At 28.1% G+C, this 12084-nt stretch carries 10 protein-coding genes and 1 pseudogene; 9 read left to right on the forward strand and 2 right to left on the reverse strand.

Annotation, left to right across the window (positions count from 1 at the left end; translation table 11 throughout):
* The 8 genes from JJC02_06510 to JJC02_06545 all read left to right on the forward strand — a co-directional run bounded on the left by JJC02_06510 (position 1) and on the right by JJC02_06545 (position 9573).
* Entirely contained in the window at positions 1–327 is a 327-nt protein-coding gene (locus JJC02_06510) for a DUF2577 family protein (GenBank protein ID UDN55823.1), read from the forward strand.
* Positions 327–755 (forward strand): DUF2634 domain-containing protein, encoded by a 429-nt coding sequence (locus JJC02_06515; GenBank protein UDN55824.1) that lies wholly within the window; start codon positions 327–329, stop codon positions 753–755. The genes JJC02_06510 and JJC02_06515 overlap by 1 nt, the downstream gene beginning before the upstream one ends.
* Positions 748–1800, forward strand: a complete 1053-nt coding sequence (locus tag JJC02_06520; GenBank protein ID UDN55825.1) for a baseplate J/gp47 family protein — start codon at positions 748–750, stop codon at positions 1798–1800. The genes JJC02_06515 and JJC02_06520 overlap by 8 nt, the downstream gene beginning before the upstream one ends.
* Positions 1797–2495, forward strand: coding sequence for a DUF2313 domain-containing protein (locus JJC02_06525; GenBank protein UDN55826.1), 699 nt, complete (start codon positions 1797–1799; stop codon positions 2493–2495). Before JJC02_06520 ends, JJC02_06525 begins: the two co-directional genes overlap by 4 nt.
* Positions 2496–3482: a phage tail protein gene (locus JJC02_06530; GenBank protein UDN55827.1), complete on the forward strand. Its 987-nt coding sequence runs from the start codon at positions 2496–2498 to the stop codon at positions 3480–3482.
* A 21-nt stretch (positions 3483–3503) separates the two neighbouring features.
* A complete protein-coding gene (locus tag JJC02_06535) occupies positions 3504–8681 on the forward strand; it encodes a chromosome condensation regulator (GenBank protein ID UDN55828.1) in 5178 nt (1725 codons plus the stop codon).
* A gap of 16 nt (positions 8682–8697) precedes the next feature.
* Entirely contained in the window at positions 8698–9051 is a 354-nt protein-coding gene (locus JJC02_06540) for a hypothetical protein (protein UDN55829.1), read from the forward strand.
* A 261-nt stretch (positions 9052–9312) separates the two neighbouring features.
* Complete coding sequence (locus JJC02_06545; protein UDN55830.1) at positions 9313–9573, forward strand: hypothetical protein; 261 nt, start codon at positions 9313–9315, stop codon at positions 9571–9573.
* 198 nt (positions 9574–9771) lie between these two features.
* On the opposite strand, the gene JJC02_06550 is transcribed toward JJC02_06545, so the two are convergent.
* Together JJC02_06550 and JJC02_06555 are read right to left on the reverse strand one after the other, a co-directional pair.
* On the reverse strand, positions 9772–10227 hold the full coding sequence (locus JJC02_06550; protein ID UDN55831.1) for a hypothetical protein: 456 nt from the start codon (positions 10225–10227) through the stop codon (positions 9772–9774).
* 227 nt (positions 10228–10454) lie between these two features.
* On the reverse strand, positions 10455–10874 hold the full coding sequence (locus JJC02_06555) for a helix-turn-helix transcriptional regulator (protein ID UDN55832.1): 420 nt from the start codon (positions 10872–10874) through the stop codon (positions 10455–10457).
* A gap of 311 nt (positions 10875–11185) precedes the next feature.
* On the opposite strand from JJC02_06555, the pseudogene JJC02_06560 reads away from it, so the two are divergent.
* Positions 11186–11485: pseudogene (locus JJC02_06560) on the forward strand (recombinase family protein).
* Positions 11486–12084 lie beyond the last annotated feature (599 nt).

Consider the following 12084-nt stretch of genomic DNA (forward strand, 5'->3'; position numbering starts at 1 on the left):
ATGGCTAATCCAATAAATGAATTTATAGGAATAATAAGAGAAGAAGGAAAGTATCATAATCAACCTTCTTTTTTTATTGGAAGAATTAAAAGTAAATTACCAGATTTAAAAATAGAGACAAATAACATCGTATTAGAAAAAGAAGATATTTTAATAGACAGCTGGTTATTCGATAGACAGATAGAATCATTTGATACAGAAACAAGTCAAGAGCATAAGCATGAAATAAAAAATCCATTTATAGATAATTTTGAACCTGAAGATATGGTAATAATGTTTAAAATAGGCGAAAAATTTGCTGTTGTAAGTAAGTTGGTGAGCTTATAATGAGTACAATATTTCCTTTTATAGGTGTCCCAGAAGATTATATCTTACCTAAAACAGAAGAATTGCCAATCTTTCGTGAAGTGGCATGGGATTTTGAAAAAGATGAACCTATTTTAGAAAAAGGTGACTTTAAAATAATTGAAAAAAAAGAAGCCTTAAAAGTTTGGATATACAAGTGTATAAAGACAAATAGATATGAACATGAGATATACTCTTTAGAATATGGGACAGAGCTTTCAGAACTAATAGGACAAAAATATACAAAAGGTCTTACAGAAAGTGAAGCTAGTAGATTCATAAAAGAGGCCCTTCTAATAAATCCATATATATTAGAAGTAAACGTAAAAAGTGCTAACTTTAACAGAGACATATTGAGTGCAAATGTAAAAGTATCCACTATCTATGGGGAGGTGGAAATAAATGTATAGTGACCAGACATATGAAGTAATAAAAAATAGAACTCTTGAAAATATTAATCTTGATATTTATAAAGGAGAAGGTTCTTTTCTAAACAACATGGTATCTGGAAATAATCTAGAACTTTCGAAGATATATCTAGAACTTTCAAAGATACATAAAATGGCTTTTATACAAGACACATATAACCAGTTTCTTGATAAAAGAGTCAATGAATTTGGTGTATATAGAAAGTTAGGTACAGAGTCAAATGGAGAAGTTGAATTTATTGGAGAGAAAGGAACTGTAATAAATAATGGCACAGTAATATCATATAGAGATTTACTATTTGTAGTAATAAAAGATGTAACTATTGGTAGTGAAGAAGGTGACAATAGCCCAGTTCAAGCTCTGGAAGTTGGTAAGAAATATAATTTACCTACAAATTGTGAATTTAAACTAGTTGATAATATATCTGGAGTTACAAAGATTACCAACACAAGAAGTTTTGAAGGTGGTACAGATATAGAGACAGATGAAGAACTAAAAGAAAGATTTTATAAAATCCAAAGAAATCAAGCTACAAGTGGAAATAAAGCTCACTATGAAGAATGGGCTTTGGAAGTAGATGGAGTCTATAATGTTAAGGTTTATCCAAGATGGGATGGTCCAGGAACAGTTAAGGTCTTGATATTTGGGAAAAATAATCAAGCTGTTGATACAGAAACGATTGAAAGGTGTCAGCAACATATAGATGAAGAGAAGCCTATTGGACCAACTATAACAGTTGTGACACCATTACCAATAGAAATAAGTATAAGTGCAGTAATGAAACTAGAAGATGGATATACATTAGACAATGTAAAAGAATCTTTCCTAGAAAGTATAAATACATACTTTAGAGATATTAGAGGAGAGATAATCTATACAAAAGTCATGGGAATACTTATAAATACTACTGGTGTACACGATTTAAGTAATCTACTTATAAATGGAAGTACAGATAATATAACCATTAATGAAGATAAAATACCTAGTGTAACAACTGTCAATTTTAGTGAGGTGGAAAATCAATGAAGCTAATTGATAAACTACCATCATTTGATAGAAATTACATTGTAGAGGAGATACAAGGTGCATACGATACAGAATTAAATATTCTTAAAGAAGATATTGATGATACCTTTGACCAATTATTTGTTGATACAGCGACATGGGGATTAGATATGTGGGAAGACATACTCTGCATTGAAAAAAAAGAACTTGATTTTGACACAAGACGTAGCAATATAAAAGCTAAAATGAGAAGCAGAGGTACTAGTACTATTGAAGTTATAAAAAGTATATGTGAGGCATATACAAAATCAGAAACAGATATAAAAGTTTATAGTGATGAATTTACATTCGTATTGAGTTTTATAGCAAATAACTGTGACTATAAAACTCTTTTAGATTGTAGCGATATGATTGAAAGAGTAAAACCTGCTCACTTATTACACTATTTAGAACCAATAATACTAGATAAAAGTATGGTCTATTGTGGTGGAGGTATGGTATGTAGTGAAGAGGTAAAAGTTCATCCATACTTTGAACCAATTATAAAATGTAGTGCTGTTGTAAACTGTGGAGCTGGAATGTTAAGTAGAGAAGAAATAAAGGTTTATCCTTTAAGCATTAAATGCATTGAAAATAATTGTAAGATTAATATAGCTATTGCAAATGATACAGGCGTAGAAAATGTAGTAGTTTATCCTAAATCGGAGGTGGTATAATTGGAAGAAAAATTTTATATAATATTAACCAAAATTGGTAGAGAAAAAATAGCAAATGCAACTGCACTAGGAGAGCTTGTTGGATTAACCAAGTTTCAAGTTGGAGATAGTAATGGAGAATATTATGAGCCAACAGAGGAACAAACTGCTTTAAAGAATGTAGTTTGGGAAGGAAATATAAATTCTCTAAGAATTGATGAAAAAAATCCTAATTGGATAGTTATAGAGACTATTTTACCAGGAACAGTTGGTGGATTTATGATAAGAGAAGCTGCTGTTCTGGATAATGAGAATAATATAATAGCTATAGGTAAGTATCCAGAGACGTATAAGCCACGTGCTGAAGATGGCAGTATTAAAGATTTGGTTGTAAAAATGATTTTACAATTGTCCAATACTTCAAATGTTACATTAGAAGTAGACCCGACGTTGGTTTTTGTAACTCAAAAGGATATTCAAGATTTAGATGATAAGTTTGATAAAAATATAAAAGAAATAAAAGTAAAAATTGGAGATACAGATATATTAACTACAGATTCTAAAGATTTATCAGGAGCTATAAATGAGGTAGTTAAAAAAATAGAAAATATATCTTTTGATGATGTTATAAGTGGTCAAATACAAACTGATATATCAGTATTAAAAAATAGCTATAACAAATTATCTGAAAAAGTGCTAGATATATTAATATACCTAGAATTAGAGTCAGAAGTAACTGTAGATGAGGCTGGTTATTGGTATGATACATTAGCAAATGGAAATAACATAGTAGCTATAGAAGGGCTTAAGTTAGATTTAAATAGAAAATGTATAACAGGTGAAATTGGTAATGTGATTTTTAGAGATGTAGTATTACCATTTAGTGCAAATAGAGTTAGATATATACATGATATGGATAATAACTTTGTTGAGACAAAATCTAGTAACACTTATTTAAAAGAACAAAAAGATATAACTCTAAGTAAATATTCATATGAAATAAGATAAATAAAGGAGGTAGTACTAATAATGAAGCAAAATAAACTTTTACAGCGTGGTGCTTATTTTAATGATAAGAACATATTGATTGATGATTTTGATAAAAGATATAACGATTATGATTTTGTAGAATTTTTTACTGGTATAAGTAATAGTACCTTTGGTTTAAAATCAGATGGTAATTTATATGCTTGTGGCGATAATACAGGTTTTCAACTAGGACTTGGAAAAGATTCGTCAGAGAGAAGGATGTTTAGTAAAGTAAAAACTGATAATGTAAAATATGTATCTTGTGGTTCAAAACACAGTGTAGCAGTAACTAAAGATGGATTTGCATATGGAGCAGGAACAAGTAATGTAGGTCAATTAGGTGTAATTGAGTCTACAGTATATTATGAATTTACTAAGCTACCAATAGATGATGTAAAAACTGTTGCATGTGGTTATGACTTTACATTTGTGCTTAAAAATGATGGAACATTATATTCAGCAGGTTTAAACTCAAGTGGTCAACTTGGACTAGGTGATACTAACAATAGAGCTACTTTCACTAAAGTAAATATAGATAGTGTGAAAGATGTAGTGACTTATAATCAATCTGTATTCATCATAAAAATGGATGGGACAGCACATGCTTGTGGATTAAATTCAAGTGGACAGTTGGGAATTAATAGTACTTTAAATAAAAGTGTATTTAATAAAATAGAAGGTATGGATAATGTAAAACAGATAGCGTGTGGTAGTAGTCATACAATTCTTATTAAGAATGATGGAACTATGTATACTACAGGCTATAATGGAGTTGGTCAGCTTGGTACAGGAAATAATAATAATTCAATTGTATTTACTCTTTCTAGTATAAATAATGTTAAGTATGCTTCTTGTGGAAATAATCATACTATGATATTAAAATACGATAATACACTGTTTAGTACAGGACAAAACAATTATGGTCAACTAGCCAATGCCAATAAAGATGTGGCATCCAGAAATACTTTTGTTAAGGTTAATGTAGAAAATATAAAAGATATTAAGTGTGGTTCTCAATTTAATTTTTTAATAAATGGTTCAAAGGAGATATTTGTATCTGGCTGTAATTTAGCAGGTCAACTTGGTTCATTTTTTCATACAACTTTTCTGTATGAGTTTTCAAAGGTACAATCTTCAAATTTAGATAATTATTCAGGTTTATTGGTTAATGATGATTATTTATATGTTACAAAGGACAATAGTGAATTTTTAAATGTAAAGTTAAGTGATAATTTTCAAGATTATAAGAAGATAGAGTTAACAGATAGCAACATGTTTATAGTTATGAATGATGGTACATTGTATGCTTGTGGTTTAAATAATCATGGACAGTTAGGATTAGGAGATACTGTTAACAGGTCAGTTATGACTAAGGTGGATATAGATAATGTTTTGGATATAAAGGGAAGTGGAAACTCAACTTTTGTACTTAAGAATAATGGAACATTATATTCATGTGGTTTAAATGGTAATGGACAATTGGGTCTAAGAGATGAAGTTAATAGAAATATATTTACAAAAATAGAAATAGAAAATATAAAGGATTTTTGTGTAGAAGGCAGTTATGTAATAGCTTTAAATCATTCAAAAGAGGTATATGGTTGGGGATATAATTCTTATAATAATATAGAAAGAACTTCTAATTATCCATATAAGCAGAGTATAAGTAACATTGAAAAGATAGCAGCATATAATTATTCTGTATATATGATAAATAGTGAAGGAAAATTATATGTATCTGGATATAATAACTACTATCAATTAGGCACAGGTAGTAGTAGTAATGCAAATAAAATACTAGTATCTCAGTATAGAACAGCTTCGTCGTCTACTAATTCTAGCAGTTTAATCAATTTACCTAAAATAATTAATGTTTTTCCTTTTTATTATGGTTGTGCAATAATTGACGAAAGTGGATATGTTTATTTGGCAGGACAGCATAGATATCCAGATACATCAAAGAGTAGCCCAAGTATAACTGATTATTCAAGATATGGAAGTTTTATTGAAGCTACAAATTCTCATTATAATGCTTACTTTGTAAGAGTAGATTCTTTTAATAGAATAGAAAAAGTAATAGGTACACCAAATAATATATTATACTTTAAAAAAGGTATTTCTTATGTTACTGGGTATCCAAAAACATTTGGTTCATCTGCTACTGGATATAAAAGTTATACTAGTATTAGTTCTGAATATTCAAATCTAGGTCGTATTTTTATTCTGGCTTCTAGCAATTCAAAATTGTATGGATATGGGCTTGCTAATAATGGAGAATTTGGAAATATAACAAACTTAGATGGAACAAGTAATTATGATACAGGATTAAAAAACATAAAAGATACAATTGTCAAAGAAAATACTGTAGTAGCAGTAGATAAAAATAACAATATATATGTAACAGGAGCAAATCAATTTAACAAACTTGGTATAGGAGAATATAACAATCAACCAATAAGAAAATTCACAAATATAACTGAACAATCAAACTCATTTATATTTATGGATGATATAAAAGAAATTACAACATCAAGAAATACAATGTTTATAGTAAAAAATGATGGAACAGCTTATGCCACAGGAAATAATAGTTCTGGACAATTAGGATTAGGTGACACAATAAATAGAAATAAGTTCACTCAAATAAACCTTGATAATATAAAGAAAATATCAACAAGTATAGATGGTAACACAACATTTGCAATTAGAAATGATGGAACACTATACTCTACAGGATTAAATACCAAAGGACAATTGGGATTAGGTGATATAGTAAATAGAAATACATTTACTAAAGTAAACATCCAAAATGTAAGAGATGTTGTTTTAGGGACTACTCACTCGCATGCAATCAAAGATGATAACACATTATATTCATGTGGAGAAAACACTCATGGGCAACTGGGCTTAGGAAGCGAAAGCAACCATCCAGACATATTGACATTTACTGTAAACAATATAACTAATGTAAGAGATGTGTACTGCTCAGATACAACAACATTTATTGTAAAGGACACAAACATTGCATATTGTTGTGGATACAATAATAATTCACAATTAGGTATGGGAAATACTACTGACCAGTATAGTTTTATAAAGTGTATGGAAAATGTAAAAGAAGTTATACCAAATGAAATAAATACCTATATAATAACAATCTATAATACTGCATATAGTACAGGTTTAAATACTGATTATTGCTTAGGTCTAAATAGTAATAGCAATCAAAGTTCATTTTCTGAAATTCCAATTTCAAATGTAGTAAAAGTAGCTCCAAACAGAAATAATGCAGTACTTTTACTTACAAGTGAAGGGGATGTATATACTGCAGGCAAATGTAGTAATGGTTCAGGTACAGGAAGTGAGACTCCAGAGAAGATTAAAAAAATAGCATCAAAGGCAAAGGACATTGGAATGAATTATAGATGTGGACATTATGTAAGTGATAATGGAGACCTATATGGTACAGGTTTTAATAATAATGGACAATTAGGTGTTGGTGATGTAACAAAAAGAGATACATTTATAAAAACCAATACAAGAGTAAAGAAAATACTTCCTTTAGAATATGCAAATATAGCAATAAAAGATACTAATGATATGTATATTTGTGGATTAAATAACTATGGACAATTAGGTGTTGGAAATAGATACGATAGTAGAAATAATGATAATAGAATATTTAATTATAAGCATATGAATTTTGTAATGGGTGATTTGACATCTATTAAAAACAGACATAACTTTATACTTCTAAACAATAAGATAGTTATACCTACCACAAAAGACATAGATTATGGTTTAGTATTAGGAAATTTATACAAAGGAGACCTTTATACTGAACTTCCATATGAAGATATAAAAGAAGTATCTATTTCTAAGACTCATATTATTATATTACTTAATGATGGAACAATGTATGGATGTGGTACAAACTACCATGGAGAATTATTGCAAGAATTGTCTATAAATCAAGTGGATGAATTTGTGCAGATTAATGTATCAGATGTAAAGCATGTTTCATGTGGAGATAACTTTACTTATTTTATAAAATCTGATGATAGTCTTTGGTCTATTGGTAAAAATTCCGAATATCAATTAGGTATAGGTCACAATAATCCAGTTACTGAATTACAAAGAATTACAACTATATCTAGCTGTAAAGAAGTACATTGTGGTAAAAACTATACATTAGTAGTAACTACAGGTAATGAATTATTTGTACAAGGATATAATGATAAGGGAGCTTTAGGATTAGGAAGCGATAGTGAAAATACTATAATTAAGTTCTTTACAAAAGCACTAACAGACATAAGAGAAATAAAATCTTATGGAAGTGACCATATATTAGTACTTAAAAATGATAATTCAGTATGGGTTACTGGAAAAAATAGGGATGTATATAAAATTGAACAACCAGTAGAATTTTTAAAAGAATTTACTATAGTACCTATTTCTGAAGATGTAAATACAGTAAAGGATGTACTTGCAACAGACAATACATTATATATTATATCAGAAGTAGGAACAACAAATGCTGCTATAGAAATTACTGAAAAGTCAATTTCATCAATTAAGATAAAAATACAAGACCCTAATAAAGATATAAGTAAAATAGAAATGCTTATAAATGGTGAAAGTGTAAAATCTGTAAGTGATTTAACTACTGAAAAAATATCATTTGAAGTAGCACCAGATAAAATTAAAATAGGAGAGAATAAGATACTATTTAGAGCTTATTGTAAAGGGGATGATTTATATGCATCTTTATTTATTTTTAAAGAGAGTACTGGAAATTCTATAATTAAAGATTCTTATGTTATGATAGGTAATAGAATGTACAAGGTAGTTAATACAACATCCAATGAACAAGATATTACAATTACACTAGATAGAGGACTTGAAGAAGATTTAAATCTTGGAGACCCTATATATCAATTAATAAATAAAACTAAGGTTCAAGTAAAAATAAATAAATCTGACTTATTCAAAGACATGAAACTAGTTGAAATCAAAAAATCAGACTCGAGTTACCAAGAAATCTATGAATTAGAAGAAGCCAACATAAAAAGTGCTCAGCCTAAAATCATAGTAGAAAAAGGAGATAAATGGACAGCTATAAAACGTCCATCTATGATTTTTAGATATGATGCTGAAAACAACGAGCCACAAGCTTAAAATGGAGGTGTAAAAATTGTTTAAATTCGATAAAAATAAAATAGAACAAATCAAACAAGGTAGAAAAGTAGAAATGCAGTATAAAGATATTTCAGACATAAGTGTAAGTCAAGTAAAGCAAGATGATGATATAACAAGTAATTTTATAGCAAATGCAGAAATATATGAGATGTTGTTAAGTCAAAGTTCTATCAATGAAGCAAGTAATATAAGCACTTTTAGTGTAAGAAAATCTGGAGGTGAGAGTGGAATGGTAGAAGTATATGTAGCTTTAATTTTAAGAGGCAAAAAAACAATAGAAGAAGTACCAGCAGTAATTAGAGAGCAAGTTAGAATTAGATGTAAAGAATTAGAAATACCAGTTGAATAGTAAATTTAGAATAACTATATACTAGTTATTTTTTTTATGTAAAGTACAAGGTCTTAACTTTAATAAGTAAGCCTTGTACTTATTTTTTGTTATATTAGAAATTGTATATATATTTATTATTTATTCAATCTATAAATTACACCTACAATTTAAAATACAAAAGATTAAATTGATAATCCTGAAAATATAATATTGCATGATGTAAGAATGTAACAAAAATTAAAGTTATAAGTATAAAAATTTAGACAATAGGAGGCTATAATGGATAAATTAATAACCGAATTGAGTAGTCTAGGGGCAATAGGTATACTATGTGCTCTATTATTTAAAAATACTATGCAGGAGAAAAAAGAAGATAGAGACATATATAAAAAAACTGTAGAAAATTTTATAGAATTATCTACACAACAACAAGAAATAAACAAAAATATACTTGTTCAAATGGGAATAATGAAAACAGATGTAGAGGAAATTAAGGAAGATGTTACTGATATAAAAGGGATGTTACAAAACGGTGTATAACATGAAAGTAGCAGTAGCACCAGATTATATATTATTAGGAAAAGATAAAGTAGTATTGTAGATAGTGCCCTATTTTATTGAGAAGGATTTTATATTTTAAAATATTAATTAAAAAAAGTAATAAAAATTCAAAAAGGAGTTGAGCTTAAAACTTGATTAGAAAAAATCAATTTTAAGACAACTCCTTTTTTTATTAAATTACTGTCTATTAACCAAAATAGCTATTTTAGCATCTGGATTATAACTTATCTGAACCATTTGATTTTTCTTAATATGTTCAAGGTCTTCGCCACCATAAGCAATTTGTAACTTAACTGGTAACTTACCTTGTTTTATAATAGCAATATACTCTTTTTTACCTTTTTTCTCTAAACTAATCAAATTGCCAACATAAGGTTTAAAGTTCTGATACTTTTTACTAGAATTTCTTATGTAGAAGAAAGCACCAACAGCAATAACTAAATTTATGCCAAGTGTAACCCAAGAATTGATTTTAAGCATAGCTCCAGCGATTATTATCACGAACATTAAAATGATAGGTAATATAGCTTTCTTAAGAAGCAATTTACCCATTATTTCATTAGCCTTTTTCTCAGGGCCACTCATAGTTTTTGATCTAGCAAATGATTGCGCGAATTTGTCTCTTAAGCCCATTTTATCCTCCTAATTTTAATAAATATTTAGTTATAATAACGAGATATTACTTGAAACTAAAAATTTACTACATTTATATTATGTTTGACTTTTGTATAAATAATTACATTCAAGTAAAGCAAAATATACTAATTATTTTATCATAAAACTATAAAAAAGAAAATAAATGAAATAAAAATATTAGAACTAAGAAATGGTGTAAAATCGTATCAAAAGCAACATAAAAATTATTTATCTATTTTCTCATCTTTATTTTTATTATACTCAGTTTTTCCTAAATCTTTCTCTTTTTCGTATTCATGAAGTTTTAATTCAATCATACCTTCTATTTTGGCCTTATCATAATCATTTAGCTTTCTAAAATTATTTAAAAGGTTTATTTCATTAGAATTTATGCTATTAAGTGGATAGTTTGAGGAGGAATCGCAAATTAAATCTGATTTATGTGATAGATTATCTCCATTTAATAGCCAATCCACTGAAACATTAAATATCTCAGCTATAGATTTTAATATTTCATAATTTGGTTTTCTAATATTTCTCTCAAATTTACTCAAGTTATCACAGTCTAACATTTCTTCTAGCTCATATTGTTTGAGGTTTTTTGTTTTTCTCAAATAAACAATTCTTTCTCCTAAAGTATCCATAAACACTCTCCATTCAATTAATGTCACAAAGACTTTTTGAGATGTAAATAATTGAAAAATAAAGGTCAAAATGACATAAAAAATATTGACTTAAGGTCAAAATGACTTTATAATTAACTTAATGATACGAATTTACATCCTAATTTTAGCACAAAGTAATCAAAAAATCTTATTTAGTATCAAATAAATTTATATACTTAATATTTGTACATATTAAAAATATATACTAAATAAAAGGAGGTTATCTTTAGTTAATGAAAACATAGATAAATATAGTTATTTACAATAAGATATAGCCAAGAAGTGATTATATGAAAAATAATAACTATAAACCAAAGGAGTTTGCAGAGTTAATTAATATTTCAGTCAGAACTATGCAACATTGGGATATTGAAGGGAAATTAAAGGCTTTTAGAACTCCAACAGATAGAAGATACTACACTTATGAACAATGTTTAGAATATAAAGGGATATATAAAGAACAAGTAAATAGAAAAACTGTTATTTATACAAGAGTTTCAACTTCTAATCAAAAAGATAATTTGAAAAATCAAGTGGAATTTCTTAGGCAATATGCAAATGCTAAAGGAATAATAGTAGATGAAGTTACCTAGGATTATGGAAGTGGACTAAATTATAGTAGCAGGTGTGTAGACTAAAATATAAAAATAAATATAAATCACTTAGAAAGGAAAGTTGATTAAAAAATAGCTATGTATACTCGTGACTTTGGTCATGAGTTAGTAGCTAAATTAGTCAGCATATAGGGAAACTTATATGTAGAGATAGGATAGAACCTATCCAATACTACTTGAATTGCTGGAAACCCCTAAAGCTAATCAAACTAAAACATAAGGATGAAATAAACCTAAGTGTGAAAGTTACGAAAGTAGAAAAAATTGGTTAGATGGTATAAGGTTAAACCCTAAGTACTTTAAAATGGGCAATCAGCAGGTAAGCTCCGAATAGGAGAAACTTCAACGACTATTCCTCTTGAGGGAAGTACACTACAAGCTATCGGTAGTGGAAGTGGGTAGACCTTAACGGATAATGCCGAAGGATAAGATATAGTCTGTGCTTGCATGAAAGTGTAAGAAGTTCATAAGAGAACTGCATAGGTAGTAGCGAACTTATGTGAACGACAACCTCAAAAATGATAAAAGTTAAGACTTACGGTTCTTAAATATGTTATTTAAAAATAAATATAAAA

It is taken from the genome of Clostridioides sp. ES-S-0054-01, assembly GCA_021561035.1.
Lineage (GTDB): Bacteria > Bacillota > Clostridia > Peptostreptococcales > Peptostreptococcaceae > Clostridioides.

Excerpts from the sequence above, each read along its gene's own strand:
- JJC02_06510 (UDN55823.1), top strand. The coding sequence starts at position 1 with ATGGCTAATCCAATAAATGAATTTATAGGAATAATAAGAGAAGAAGGA.
- JJC02_06515 (UDN55824.1), top strand. The coding sequence starts at position 327 with ATGAGTACAATATTTCCTTTTATAGGTGTCCCAGAAGATTATATCTTA.
- JJC02_06520 (UDN55825.1), top strand. The coding sequence starts at position 748 with ATGTATAGTGACCAGACATATGAAGTAATAAAAAATAGAACTCTTGAA.
- JJC02_06525 (UDN55826.1), top strand. The coding sequence starts at position 1,797 with ATGAAGCTAATTGATAAACTACCATCATTTGATAGAAATTACATTGTA.
- JJC02_06535 (UDN55828.1), top strand. The coding sequence starts at position 3,504 with ATGAAGCAAAATAAACTTTTACAGCGTGGTGCTTATTTTAATGATAAG.
- JJC02_06545 (UDN55830.1), top strand. The coding sequence starts at position 9,313 with ATGGATAAATTAATAACCGAATTGAGTAGTCTAGGGGCAATAGGTATA.
- JJC02_06550 (UDN55831.1), bottom strand. The coding sequence starts at position 10,227 with ATGGGCTTAAGAGACAAATTCGCGCAATCATTTGCTAGATCAAAAACT.
- JJC02_06555 (UDN55832.1), bottom strand. The coding sequence starts at position 10,874 with ATGGATACTTTAGGAGAAAGAATTGTTTATTTGAGAAAAACAAAAAAC.